The sequence below is a fragment of the Dehalococcoidales bacterium genome, from assembly GCA_028716225.1.
GTDB lineage: Bacteria > Chloroflexota > Dehalococcoidia > Dehalococcoidales > UBA5760 > UBA5760.
Map to the genome: position 1 here is coordinate 58,427 of JAQUQE010000004.1, position 13,700 is coordinate 72,126.

A 13,700-nucleotide genomic window follows, 5' to 3' on the forward strand; every position below is an offset into this window, starting at 1 on the left:
CCTGCCCCATAGCCTCTGCTAACAGCCTGCTGCTTCCCCCACCGGCTCACTTCTCTTCGATGGTTATCCTTATGATGACATCACCCTGCTCGATCTGCTGCAGGACATCCATCCCATCGATGAGCTGGCCGAATACCGAGTGCTTGCCGTCGAGGCCATGCTGTGGGGTCAAGGTAATGAAAAACTGGCAGCCGTTGGTATCCGCACCGGAATTGGCCATTGACAGGGCGCCGGCAAGATGAGTATGCTCGCTGAACTCGTCGGCAAAGGAGTAACCGGGGTTACCCCTCCCCGTACCGGTGGGGTCACCCCCCTGAATGACGAAGTCCGGTACGACACGGTGAAATGTGGTCCCGTCATAGAACCCGTCATTGGCGAGAAAGACGAAGTTGTTTACCGTATTGGGGACATCGCTGGCAAATAGCTCTAGGACCATGTTCCCACGCCCGGTTTCGATGGTGGCAATATACTCCTTGCCGGTATCAATCACCATCGCCGGTGGTGCCGAGTAGGTCTTCGGTTTTGCCGCCGGTCCCGGCGTTGTGTCGGACGCCTGACTGGCACACGATACCAGAAAAAGCGCACCGGCAGCCATAACGGCGATTGCTACTTGGGATATTCTGGTTTTTGTCATCACAGCATCTCCAAGACGTTCATTAGCTAGTATTTTAACCCATCCTTTAATCGTCACGCAATTACGCAATTTTCTTGCATCCACCGAAATGAAAGCGGCTAGACTTATGTTAGCTTAGTACAACCGCCGGTATTTGCCAGCCGACACTCTTTGTGCTAAATTATATTCATCCGCGTGGGGCTGTAGCTCAATTGGGAGAGCGTTTGACTGGCAGTCAAAAGGTAGGGGGTTCGAATCCCCCCAGCTCCATTTTTCTTTTGGTGAACTTTAGTGTTCTGCAGTTGCTAAAAAGCGTTCAAGCAGTTGCCTGTTAGCTTCAGCCCTGATATTTCTTTATGGCCAGAACTCATGCTTCTATTCAAACTGATGCCTATAATGCTTACAATTGGGGGAATAATTTGGAACTATCATCACCACATTTTCAACGTAACATTAGAATCAGATCACACAACACCTTTCTTAATGAAGTTACTATTCTCTTAAGGAGGCTTGAATTATGGAATTTTTTGACCTTATGAGTATCTCACACCGCTATATGGAGATATTAAACCCTTCTACGTCTGAAAAAATCATCAAACTTGGTAAAATACTCAAATTGAAAAAAGGAAACCGGGTCATTGACTTCGGTTGTGGTTGTGCTGAGCCTCTCGCTCTCTGGGCTGAGGAATTCGGTATCGTTGGTATCGGCGTGGATATATCCGAAGATTTCTGCGACCGGGCCAGGAAAAAGCTAGTCATGAGAGGGCTGTCGGATCAAATCGAAATCGTTTGCTCCCCTGCGGCTGACTACGTATTTGAAGAAGGGGCTTTCGATGCCGCAACATGTATCGGGGCAACGTTTGTTTTTGGCGGTTACCAGCATTCGATCCAGGAAATGAAGCGGGCTGTTCGTCAGAATGGACGCCTTGGTATCGGAGAAACCCACTGGCTTAGCAATCAGGTACATCCGGAATATGCCCAAAAGCAGACAACAACCCACACAGAAGCGGAACTAGCTAAATTTACCCGGGATGAAGGCTTTGAACTCGAATACATCATCCGTGCCAGCAACGACGACTGGGATAGGTACTATTCGGATAATTGGTATGGACTGATACGTTGGCTCGAGGAAAATCCCACCCACCCTGACCATGAACAGGTATTCAAGCATTTCCGTACTGACCAGGATGATTATTTACAGTTCCAACGCCAATATATGGGTTGGGCTATGTACTGCATCGCCCCCATCAAATCTCATTCGATTGGTAAATAGGAGCTTATAACAGAAATATGAGGCTACTCAATTAAGTGAAAACTTAACTTGAAATCCTTTAGAGGTCCAACTATTGATACCCCAGCTCCACCAAGGGGTACGATAGACAGAACTTCGACTACCCCTCTTTCTTTCCATTCCTCAATAGTACATAGCGGAGTACATGTCTGTACGGAATTTCCATTAGCTATTTTATGAAGACAATTACTCTAGAAACCGCCTGGTTTTACATTCTTTATTCTTAATATAGTCCTGATATAGTCCTGGCGTTATCTAAGAGCCCCCTGATCATCACGAGAAGAAGCTCAACCTTTAGAATTACCTGGACATCCGTTTCACTGAGCAGGCATTTCGCCTGCTCCTTTAGTTACCTTTGCTTCTTCTATAGGCCGGCCCGGATTAAGAAACTCGAATGTCCTACCCCGTACCGTTTCCAGTTGATCGATTAGTACTCGCAAATCCTCTTCCGGGATCTCCCCCAAAATGTCTTGGATGAGCTGCCATCCCAGCGCAGTAGCCTTATCAATGGTCTCTTTACCTTTACTGGTAAGAACTAAACGTACTTCCCTACGGTCACGGCTGCTTCTCACTCTCCTAATAAGTCCATCCCTTTGCATACGATCTAGCAGCATACTAACGGCGTTATTGTTCCGATCCAACCAGTTCGCAATGATGGTAGCCGTAACCGGGCCGTCAGTATATCTCGTCGCCATAAGGACGCCGTTATACTGAGGGGAAATTCCTATTTGCTTGAATACGTTTTCCTCAACTTTCAATACCAGATTGTAGGTTTGGTGCATTAGTAACCATGTCCTGAGCATAGGATTATCAAATCCAAACTTAACCGGCATTTCATATATCTCCGATCGACTATGTCACTATTTGTTCATTCACTAATACATTTTATCACACCTGAATCCCACCACTAAATGCTTTAGCGTTTACCTTGCTTCTGAGGGAATCAGTTTCCCAAATACACCTTCTCCAAGCTGGTGCTCGGGGGATCCTGCCGACCTCTCTGCCCTGTAGTGGTAGCATCACTCAAGATATTTTCCAGGGCTTATCTAGATACGACCATCCGTTTTCCTCCAAGCCTGATCACCCTGACCGGCAATTCGTCTCTATTGGCCAGTTGATGCGCAAGATTCCCACTCATCCCCAGTGCCCCGGCAGCTTCCGGCATTGTCACTGTTAGACTGTCAGTGCTCATTTTGTGAAATTCCCCTGAATTCATTGATTCTTACCCACTACCAATTTGCGGCGAGCCTTCTTAATTTGGTGCGGCATTGGCATTTTTCTTTATTCCTAAGGCACTATAATGATCTCTAGCCAACCGTATGCCTTCACTTTGATTTGTAGTTTCACAAGGTATATGATACGCGTGAAAAGATTTATTAACAGGATAATGTCGCCAACTAAAGTAATGTGATAGGGGGAAAATATGGAAGAGAGAAGATCAGATTTCGAAGAAAAAACCACCAGCATAGTACCTATCGAAGAGATGAACCTGGAAGAATCGCAATTGGCGGAGCAACTATACAGCAGCGCGGGGCTAGGTCCGGTGGTTGAGGCCGGGTTGAAAGACTACGATAATAAGCTGCGCAAAGAGGATAAGTTAATAAGTAAGGTCTTCGGTGCCCGGGGTAGCGACATAAAGAGCTACGGGGAGTCTGTAGCCAAAAGAGTTGCCTTTGCAGTATATACCCTGTTGAACAAGCAGTACGGGGGTAAAGTAGGAGACTTGAGGTCGTACATCATGACACTACAGGAAGAACGGGACCGGGCAAATACCAGGTATGACGACCTAATGGGAAGAGTGGTTGGAATACTGGGAGAGGAATACAAGAATTTAAGAACTGATTCAAAAGAATTCATGGAGAGGCTGACCACAGTACTGGGCGAAGATCTCCAGGAATCAAGGATTGATAAGAAAGAACTGGCGGAGAGACTGGCTGACATAGATGGTCTGAGATTGAAAATAAGGACGCTGGAGGAAGAAAAGGTACAGTTAAACGAAAACCATGAATCGCAGATGACCGCTCTTAGAAAAGAGCATGGCGAGGCAGTGGAAGACCTGAAATCAAATATAGCCGAGCTCGATTCGAAAATAGAAAAGATGGAATCGGAGAAAACGGCTCTGTCAAACGACCTCGGACAGCTGGAAAATAATCATGAGCGACTCAAGAAATCCATCGCGGATCTTGCCGGCTCAGTACCTGATGAAGAGATAGGGAAGAAGCTGAGAGACGAGCTGTATCGTTTTATTCTGGAAGACTCAAAAGTCCCCGATAAAATAATAGGCGGCGTGGGAAAATTCATCGACTTCAAGAAATACCTTGGATTGGCTGCTGATAGAGGGGCTGAAGAGCTAGGCAAGCGCGTGGAGGAAATACTTGGTAGTAACCCGTAGAACATGAAGAGCTCTATTCAACGTGGTTGATTATGTCGACCTGTCAATCACAAAAGGCAGAGCATCAAAGAGATCGATCGAATTCCAACAGATTGTTTTGCTTAACTTGTGCGAGTCTAAGGTTTACAGATACAGACCGAGTGTCTTAGAAGGTTAAAGGTCTTTCGTATCTATAGAAAAAGAGGTATCAATAATCAGAGCTTCAGTTGCCTCTCTTTTACTCTTGTTTTGCATCACCTGACTCATCCACAATATCGCCGGAAGGGATGCACTGTCCGTCACTGTCCAGATGACATATGCCGACAACCTTTTCTACGGGGACCACGAAGGCGATACCCTTGCCCGGTTTATCAAGCTCGGCGGCACGGACGATTTCTTCCAGTATTGCCTCTTTCTTATCGGGGAAGGTTACCGACAAGACGATTTCCTTTTCCGGCTCAATAGGGATACCCATGATCGTCTGCTTCTCACGAATCCCAACCCCACGTCCCAACAGGACAGTACCCCCCTCGGCACCCGCCTTCATGGAGGCGTCTAAAACTGTTTCACCCCAGCCCTTACCCACGATAGTCATGATTAGAGCGATCTCCAATGACATTGATATTACTCCTTTCTCTGCCGATATTCTCGATATTTTAGTACAAGTATTTTTCTTAGTCCACTTTTATAAATAAGTCCCAGTATCAGTATTGATAGTATTGGAGCCAGTGCTATCAAGGCTATCAGGCCAAAGCCGTCGACGATCGGGTCGCGCCCTTCAATTGCGGAGGCAACACCGAGCGCAACCGCCATCAGGAAAGTTACCGCCAGTGGGCCGGTTGCTACACCACCCGCATCAAAAGCAATAGACAAAAATGTCTTATCACTAAGCCACATTAGTCCGATAGCGAGCGCATAGCCGGGGATAATGATGTAGGTCAGGGGAATACCATAGATAATTTTAGCCATTCCTAAAGCGACAAAGGAGGCAACGCCGAGGGCAATGATGAGCAGGATGATATTCTTGCGGATTGAACCGGCTGAGGCCTTCTCGACTTGGTCGCTGAGCACACGGACCGCAGGTTCTCCCCAGGTCGTCAGAAAGCCAAGGGAAAAGCCGATGGGGACAAGAAATGGTTTTACGCTTATCGAGGTAAATGCCTCTCCCAGAGCTTCTCCGGCCGGCAGAAATCCAATATGCACTCCTTGAAGAAAAAGTATCAGGCCTACCGAGGCGATTGCGACGCCCTTTACCAAATTCAGGACGTAACTCCTCGGCAGCTTTAAAACCCGCAATTGAAACACGACGGATAACACCACCAGCGGCGCAAGTGCTCTTAGCACACCGAGAGAAGTCTGTCCTATACCAGTAAACATACTCGACATATCAAAACAGTATAATACCCATTGTCATAACACCGATTATCGGACCAACGGAAGCCAGACCAATCAGTCCGAATCCATCCGATATTGCCGACCTGCCGGCGATAACGGAACTAAATCCTAGTCCCAGCGCCAGGATAATCGGCACCGCCATCGGGCCGGTGGTTACCCCTCCTGAATCAAAGGCGACCGGGACGAACTCACGCGGGGTAAAAAACGACAGCACTATCACAGCAGCATAGCTGATGGTCAAGAGGTATTTCATGGGAAAATTGCGGATAATACGAAGCATGGACATGGATACAAAAAAGGCTACGCCGATAGCGATGATATAGATGAGAAGATTATCCGAAATAGCCCCCTGTGAAACAAGATCGATTTGCTTCGTCAGAACCATTACATCCGGCTCAGCCACCGTAGCGGTGAAACCAACCAGAAAGGCGATACCGATCACCAGCGACAGAGACCCCCGCTTGGGAAGCTCACTACCCACGGCTTCTCCGACGGGTAGAATTCCGATATCAATCCCTACCAAAAAGAGAATCATCCCACCGATAACCATGGCTACGCCACCCAGGAATTGATAAAAAGTATGCAAGGGCATCTGCAGAGGAGTAAACTGAAAGGCTACAATTACCAGCACCAGGGGAAGTATAGCTTTGATAACTTCCAGGGATTTTACCTTGATTGCGCCTGGCATATCTGAACCGCCTTAGGCCAAACGGCCAAGCAAGTTACTTGCTAGGATAGCCGGAGACTTAGCCAGTAATACGGGGGAATGTACTACCCTGCTTTATAGCCTCATATTACAGGTTTTTCATAATTCAATCAATAGATGACTAACCTATCCAGGTTCACAGGTTCTTACCCCTGTAAAACCACCCAGTCTCTAACCGGATCGCCTCATTAGCTCGTCCTGACCTTCCGCCAATTTATGCTACAGCAAATTTCATATTGACAAGCAGCACAACCGGGTATATATTAAGTGTCAAAACTAAACGGGAGGTGATAGTAGATGGATATGACATTACCATTCATTGGAGCGTTGTCTGTCCCACAATTCATACTTGCCATTATCGCTATTGTCTTCGGAATCATCATGCTCATTAAGCCGCAAATAGTTGCGTACCTGGTCGGCATATACCTTATCATATGGGGGGTGCTCTTCTTTATAAGCTGTTAAAATCGGGGGAGTTTAATAATTTCTTATCGCCGTGGGTGTGGTCCTTTTCGGCATAGCCCTTTTCATCTGAAGATGAAAAGTAATGGGCAGCCCCATAGCTCGAGCTAATACTCTGTTAGTGCTGGTGGTCGTTAAAGTGGCGTCAGCCCACCAGTAGGTGTTGTGTTTCGCCACAGATCCTTAGATCCTGTGCTTTCGTCGCCGTTCATCTACACTTGTATATTATTTGTTATACATATAATACGCCAGCCCACCGCGCAGTTTAGGCTCCCCGGCATCGAGTTTAGTACACCAAAGCCGCTTTTTACCGAATTCAGAAACAATTAGGTAGCAGTATTACTACCGGCGAAAGCCAATCGGACCTGACGACAAATTGACAGACTCTGGACCGGGGGCTTAACATCTAAATACAGCCACCAAGTTTAGCAAAGCCGGGTATGTCATGACAGATATTATTAAACCTTTTAAGGTCCTCTTCGCGGCGACCGAGGCCAGCCCCCTGGTCAAGATAGGCGGCCTCGGCGACGTGGCCGGATCATTGCCGAGAATTCTGAGATTGAACGGGCATGACGTCCGGCTGGTGATGCCTCGATACGGCAGTATCAATCTGGAAGGTTATCAGAATACTGCGATCGGTAGCTTCAGACTAACGTTCATGGGTAGGGAAGAAGAGGTCTCTATTACCGAGGTCTTACTCAAGCACGGGACACCCGTCTACCTTATGGGTAACAGCAGATATTTTGACCGGGCCTCTGTATATGGCGACGGAGACGATTCGGAGCGTTTTCTACTCTTCTCAATGGCAGTTCTGGAGATGCCCAGGATACTGAACTGGTGGCCGGATATATTCCACTGTCATGACTGGCATACGGGAGTGGTGCCGGCTATGTTGAGCGGGTCGCTGCGCAGCGACCCTTTTTATTCTTCCTGTGCTTCCGTATTTACCATTCATAACCTGGGTTATCAGGGATGGTTCGATGACAATTTTGCCCGGAGCGCCAATCTTTACGACTATCTGCCGCCTGCAGGCGATCCCATGCGTGAAAAAGCCTACAGCATGCTGGCTCTTGGCATCTATCATAGCGACATTATCTCCACTGTCAGCGAAACCTATGCCAGAGAGATTCTGACCCCCGAGTACGGTATGGGACTTGACCCGCTGCTGCAGCACCGCAGGGACAGTCTTTTCGGCATATTGAACGGCCTGGATTACGGCCAATTCAACCCGGCCAAGGACCCTGCGATAGAAGCACATTACACCGACTACCTTCCCGACCGGAGAGTGAACAACAAGATCGCATTGATGGACAGGGCCGGGCTACCAGCCCGAGGAGATGTTCCATTAGTAGGTATGGTGGGAAGAATCGTTTGGCAGAAAGGCTTCGATATTGCCATAGAGGCCATTAGAACTTCTTTAGCCGAACTCGATATTTATTTCGTGCTGCAGGGCACAGGCGAATGGGGTTACGAAGAACAACTGCGGTCGCTGGAAGCAGAGTACCCCGGCAAAGCCCACATGTTTCTTACCCTTGACTTCTCATTAGCCAACCTTGTCTTTGCCGGTTGTGACATCTTTCTCGCCCCTTCCCGTTACGAACCCTGCGGCCTGGCCGTCCCTATCGCCATGCGTTATGGCGCCGTTCCCACCGTAAGACATACCGGCGGCCTTGCCGAAATAGTGCCAGATTGCTCGCCGGATTTATCGCAGGGACTCGGCTTTGCTTTTCAGGACTATGATACCAAATCACTCCTGGCCGCCATACGACGGGGGCTCGACGCCTTCCGGAATAAGGAAAAATGGCACGGCCTGATAACTCGCGTTATGAAAGCCGACTTCTCATGGGAACACTCCGCACCCAAATACGAAAGACTCTACGAACTGGCCAAGCAACGCAGACTTCAGGCAATCCGGCCGAATTAGAGGCAGGCCGCCGTTTACCTGAAGTCCCGAGCATTAATGAGTATAGCTCTTTCGGTCCTTGTTTCCACATGTTCATCCTGATCACTTTTCTACATGCCCGATGGTCAAGATTCAACCATCGAACAAACTGGTCTAGTCCTACCCCGATAGAGTATAATTCTAACAATATACTCACGTTAAACAAAGGAGAAGTTCCACATGACTACTGCCAAACTACCGGAACGAATCAGCAGGCTCGACGAGCTTGCCAGCAACCTGTGGTGGAGTTGGCACGAGCCGGCACGCAAGTTGTTCCGTATTCTGGATTACTACCGCTGGAAGCTTAGCGGTCACAACCCAATGCGGCAGCTCAACGAGATGTCACCGGATGCCCTGCAGGCAATGGCTCACAATACCGATTTTGTTGCTCTGTATGATTCGGTGCTGAAGGCTTTCGATGCGGATATGGCATACTCGACTCACTGGTTCGCCACCACCCATCCCGAATGGCAGAACGGACCCATTGCCTACTTTTCCATGGAGTTCGCCGTACATAGTTCGCTCCCTATTTATGCCGGTGGTCTGGGGGTACTGGCCGGTGATATCTGTAAAGAAGCCAGTGACCTCGGCCTGCCCTTGACAGCGGTCGGATTCATGTACCCTCAGGGGTATTTCCATCAGCAATTCTGCCTTGACCCCAACAGCTGCCAGACTGAGAACTACCAGAATCTCAACTTCGATGAAGCACCTATCAGCCGGGTGCTCTCTCCCGACGGCAAGCCGTCACTGGCTGAAGTTAAGCTGGGTGATGTTGCCGTCGCCGTCGGAGTGTGGCAGGTACGGGTAGGACGCACCAATATCTATTTACTTGACACCAATCTTATGGAAACGCCGGAGCAATATCGGGAACTCTCCTCACGGCTTTATGTTGCCGACGGTGACTTACGTCTGAAACAGGAGATCGTACTTGGTATCGGCGGGGTACGCATCCTCCGCAAAATGGGTATCAACCCGGCTGTCTGGCATGCCAACGAAGGACACGCCGCTCTGATGATGTTAGAGCGTACCCGTGAAGAGATGACAAAAGGGGCTTCGTTTGAGGATGCCGCAAACAGGGTGCGGGCAGCCACCGTCTTTACCACTCATACGCCCGTGCCGGCCGGTCATGATGCCTTCCCGGTAGAATGGGTGGAGACATACCTGAAAGGATACCTGGAAAATGCGGGCATCGATCGGGGAACCTTCTTACGGATGGGACAGCGTGATGAATCAGCACATCAACCCTTCGACATGACGGTATTCGCACTACGGATGGCTAACCAGCGCTGCGGCGTAAGCCAGCTTCACGGCGAGGTTACCCGACGGATGTGGCAGGTGCTCTGGCCACAGGTTCCCGAAGAGCAGGTGCCCATATCGTATATCACCAACGGGATACACGTACCAACATGGGTTGCGCCGGAAATAAAATCGCTGTACGAAAAGTACCTGGGATTGGAATGGATGGAGGAACAGGATGATGCCAGGTTGTGGGAACGCATCTCCGATATTCCGGACGGCGAACTCTGGGCAGTTCGCCTGTACCTGAAGCGTAAAATGTTGCGTGCTATCCAGCGGCGTATACGGAGTCGATGGTTGAAGGATGATGTGCCCTGGAAACAAATCATGGCTCTGGGTGTACTGCTCGATTCCGAAGCGCTCACCATCGGCTTTGCCCGCCGTTTCACGGAATACAAACGGCCGGCATTGGTCTTCCGGGACATCGAACGGTTAAAGCGACTGATTAACAACAGACTTTTTCCCGTTCAGATTGTATTCGCCGGCAAGTCCCACCCGGCTGATTTACCATCCAAGCACCTTCTGCATCAGGTTTATACCATAGCTACGGAAAGGGATTTTGAGGGTCGAATTGCTTTTGTGGAAGACTATGATATGCACATGGCCCACTATCTGGTGCAGGGAGTAGATATCTGGCTGAATACCCCGCGCCGGCTGCGAGAGGCCTCCGGTACCAGCGGGATGAAGGCGGCGTTGAACGGGGTGCTTAATCTGAGTGTTGCTGATGGCTGGTGGCACGAGGGGTACAACGGTTCTAACGGATGGGTGCTTGGCGACAGTACGGCAAGACCGGAGCCGAATGATGAGGATACCATGGATGCCGAGGCGTTCTATCATCTCCTGGAAACAGAAATCGTACCTCTCTACTACTCCCGGGATTCCAAAGGTATCCCCAGGGGCTGGATACACATGGTTAAGAAGTCAGTTAGCTCTACCGTACCCGCTTTTTGCACCCGGCGGATGATCAAGGAATATGCCGACCGAATGTATAAGCCAGCTTTTCAGTCGATGATAGGCACAAAACCACGCTAGGCATCAGTTAGCAGGACGTTCAGCATCTCAGTAATGCTTACCAAACGGAAGCGGTATCCATGAGAAAAGGCGAGGTTGATCTCACTGTTTAAGAAAACTACCCGACGGCTGCGGGAATAAGTCTGCTCAGGTCGTCAATCTAGCTAACCCTTATCGAGAGCTGCTGCCCGATAGAGATAAACAGATCGGACCATCCTTTGGCTTTCCCTTCTCCCCGAGATGCCCTTTCCCGAAATGCAGGGTAGGTATCCCGGATCATTTTATGGTACAGGTTCTGAACCTGCCACAGGTTTGTTTCAAAGGGAAACGATCGGGAAAGAGCCAGCGCCGCCTTGAGATTCTCCATTCTCTCCGTGTCGCTGGGATCGGATACCAAGTGATTCATCGTTTTCACCAGATTCTGCTCGAACAAACGGGACAGTCCCTCTGTATCAAGATCAATGTCCCATAGCTGACTATCATCCAGAAGAAAACTGACCCGTTCCACATCGATGATATCATTCGCCAGCGCCTGGCGCAGGTCGGTATTCAATATGAACCCGGATGTGGTACGAAGGGCCTCGGGCATTGGATTGCCGAGGTCGGCCAGGAAGCGCATTAACGGATAGTAGGTTTCATGCAGTTGGCGATACGATGATTCGACGTCAGCCAGCATGTTCTCCAGAATACGATCCAAAACACAGCGCTGCTCGTCGCGGAAGAGTGATTTTATAGAGTAGGTTGATCCTCCGAAGTGTTTGTCCAGAAGACGGGCGACTCCGGAGAAATCGGCAGCAACACAGGTCTCGGTTATCTCCCGGATCATGTCCCGATAAGCCTTCTCGCCTTGATAATCCCGTATGCCGGCATTGATATTATGTCCGCCGAGATGAAGAACACCGAACGTAAGCCGTTTAGTATCCTTGCTGATCACAGAACTTATCGCTGCCCTTCCTGCCACCAGCCGGGTTTTGCCGCAATCAGTAGTCTGATAGTCTTCCCTGTCTACATCGTAGCAGTAGATCCTGGTGTGCTTTCCATAATCCTCGAACAGTGAGCTGATGGCATAATGAGCACCAACCCTGGTAAGATTCACCATTGCCGTTTTCACTAACTTATCGTAGATGAGGCGACCATCACCATATTTGGGGATGTTGCTCCTGGCCAGTTCCAGATGTGCCAGAAAATTCGGCTCGGTATGATCACCAAACAATTCTTCCGCCAGCTGAACCGCCCGTCCGGCGTATTGGATCACCTGTACCGTCTCGATACCGGACAGCTCGTCAAAGAACCACCCGCAGCTGGTGTACATGAGCATGGCATGGCGTTGAAGCTCAATCATTTTAAGAACCGTTACCGACTCCGTATCGTCCAGTTTACGTGTACCATGCCTCTCCAGGAAGCTCTGGATATTATCCGATGAGCGGTTAAGGACTACCTCGATATAGGCGTCACGGGCTGCCCAGGGGTCTTTCAATAATTCCCGTGCTCTCTCCTCATATTTAGCAGCCAGCGTATCACGCAACCAGTCCAGTGCCTCCCGCAGCGGGGCCCGCCAGGATTGCTTCCATCCCGGATTTCTCCCTGCGTTGCACCCGCAGTCGCTACGCCAACGTTCTACCCCATGCCGGCAGCTCCAGGAAGTATTCTCATTAATCTCAACCTCATCGGTAGGAGGGCATTTCTCCAGGTATTCACCATAGTTGGTGATACGGGCAAGGCCACTACCCTCAATATGATTTAAAGCATAAGCCAACGCCATATCACCGAAGCGGTGATGGTGGCCATAAGTCTCCCCATCGGTAGCAATGTGAACCAACTGGGGCCGGCTGTATCCTTCACGCAAGGAACCGGCAAGGCGAGACGCAAAACTGTCACCGCTTTTAAGGAGGTCCTCAAAGGCAACACTACGGGCAACCGGACCGTCGTAGAAGAAAAGGTTCAGCTTCCGCCCCGAGGGCAGGTTAAGCTGATAAGGCATCGTGGGGTCGATACTGGCATCATTAACCTGATGCCAGGTATCGGTACCAATACGGCGCACGCGACTGGCCTGATGGGGAGCCAGGATAGTAAAGATGATGCCCTGTTCAGCCAGGATATCTAGTGTTTCCAAGTCGACAGCGGTTTCCGGAAGCCACATTCCCTCGGGGTGTCTTCCGAAACGGTGCTCGAAGTCCCTGATGCCCCAGATTACCTGTGTGATCTTGTCACAACGGCTGGCCAAGGGCATAATCATATGGTTATAGGCTTGAGCGATGGCTGATCCATGCCCGGAAAAAGCGCTCTGGCTCTCCCGGTCGGCATCCAAAATAGCCTGATATGTATCCGGCGCGTTTGCCTGCATCCACATCAGTAAGGTTGGCCCGAAGTCAAAGCTGATTTTAGCATAGTTGTTCACTATATCAGTAATATACTTGTCCTTATCCAGAATGCGCGAGACCGCGTTGGGTGCGTAGCACTCCGCCGTAACCCTTTCGTTCCAATCATGGTAGGGGTAAGCGGAATCCTGCATTTCCACATACTCCAGCCAGGCATTCTCTCGCGGCGGCTGGTAGAAGTGGCCATGAATACAGATATAGCGATCCATATTACTCTCCTTCGAGAAAAGAAGTA

The 13,700-nt window shown here is 49.7% G+C and carries 11 protein-coding genes and 1 tRNA gene; 5 read left to right on the forward strand and 7 right to left on the reverse strand.

The genetic code is table 11. The features are described 5' to 3' along the window. Positions 1 to 46: 46 nt before the first annotated feature. A complete protein-coding gene (locus PHI12_03880; GenBank protein MDD5509935.1) occupies positions 47 to 634 on the reverse strand; it encodes a peptidylprolyl isomerase in 588 nt (195 codons plus the stop codon). A 176-nt stretch (positions 635 to 810) separates the two neighbouring features. Here PHI12_03880 and PHI12_03885 point away from each other — a divergent pair. Continuing rightward, positions 811 to 883 (forward strand) — tRNA-Ala (locus PHI12_03885). Between the two features lie 247 nt (positions 884 to 1,130). Then, complete coding sequence (locus tag PHI12_03890; GenBank protein MDD5509936.1) at positions 1,131 to 1,886, forward strand: class I SAM-dependent methyltransferase; 756 nt, start codon at positions 1,131 to 1,133, stop codon at positions 1,884 to 1,886. Positions 1,887 to 2,221: 335 nt separating this feature from the next. On the opposite strand, the gene PHI12_03895 is transcribed toward PHI12_03890, so the two are convergent. Both PHI12_03895 and PHI12_03900 read right to left on the reverse strand, forming a co-directional pair. Next, entirely contained in the window at positions 2,222 to 2,737 is a 516-nt protein-coding gene (locus tag PHI12_03895) for a MarR family winged helix-turn-helix transcriptional regulator (protein ID MDD5509937.1), read from the reverse strand. A gap of 209 nt (positions 2,738 to 2,946) precedes the next feature. Then, positions 2,947 to 3,096 carry a hypothetical protein gene (locus tag PHI12_03900; protein MDD5509938.1) on the reverse strand — a complete coding sequence of 50 codons (150 nt, stop codon included), beginning with the start codon at positions 3,094 to 3,096 and terminating at the stop codon, positions 2,947 to 2,949. A gap of 231 nt (positions 3,097 to 3,327) precedes the next feature. Here PHI12_03900 and PHI12_03905 point away from each other — a divergent pair, with 231 nt between their 5' ends. After that, entirely contained in the window at positions 3,328 to 4,296 is a 969-nt protein-coding gene (locus PHI12_03905; GenBank protein MDD5509939.1) for a hypothetical protein, read from the forward strand. A 217-nt stretch (positions 4,297 to 4,513) separates the two neighbouring features. Here the strand turns inward: PHI12_03905 and PHI12_03910 are convergent, their stop codons facing one another. The 3 genes from PHI12_03910 to PHI12_03920 are packed head-to-tail and all read right to left on the reverse strand — an operon-like array spanning position 4,514 to position 6,358. Continuing rightward, a complete protein-coding gene (locus PHI12_03910) occupies positions 4,514 to 4,894 on the reverse strand; it encodes a P-II family nitrogen regulator (GenBank protein ID MDD5509940.1) in 381 nt (126 codons plus the stop codon). 5 nt (positions 4,895 to 4,899) lie between these two features. Next, the gene (locus tag PHI12_03915; protein ID MDD5509941.1) at positions 4,900 to 5,652 is read right to left on the reverse strand and encodes a DUF1538 domain-containing protein; all 753 of its coding nucleotides are present in this window, start codon (positions 5,650 to 5,652) and stop codon (positions 4,900 to 4,902) included. A gap of 10 nt (positions 5,653 to 5,662) precedes the next feature. Continuing rightward, positions 5,663 to 6,358 (reverse strand): DUF1538 domain-containing protein, encoded by a 696-nt coding sequence (locus PHI12_03920; protein ID MDD5509942.1) that lies wholly within the window; start codon positions 6,356 to 6,358, stop codon positions 5,663 to 5,665. Positions 6,359 to 7,283: 925 nt separating this feature from the next. On the opposite strand from PHI12_03920, the gene PHI12_03925 reads away from it, so the two are divergent. Both PHI12_03925 and glgP read left to right on the forward strand, forming a co-directional pair. Beyond that, positions 7,284 to 8,762: a glycogen/starch synthase gene (locus PHI12_03925; protein ID MDD5509943.1), complete on the forward strand. Its 1,479-nt coding sequence runs from the start codon at positions 7,284 to 7,286 to the stop codon at positions 8,760 to 8,762. 198 nt (positions 8,763 to 8,960) lie between these two features. Further along, complete coding sequence (glgP, locus tag PHI12_03930; GenBank protein MDD5509944.1) at positions 8,961 to 11,108, forward strand: alpha-glucan family phosphorylase; 2,148 nt, start codon at positions 8,961 to 8,963, stop codon at positions 11,106 to 11,108. A gap of 139 nt (positions 11,109 to 11,247) precedes the next feature. On the opposite strand, the gene PHI12_03935 is transcribed toward glgP, so the two are convergent. Then, positions 11,248 to 13,674 (reverse strand): DUF3536 domain-containing protein, encoded by a 2,427-nt coding sequence (locus PHI12_03935; protein ID MDD5509945.1) that lies wholly within the window; start codon positions 13,672 to 13,674, stop codon positions 11,248 to 11,250. Positions 13,675 to 13,700: the final 26 nt, after the last annotated feature.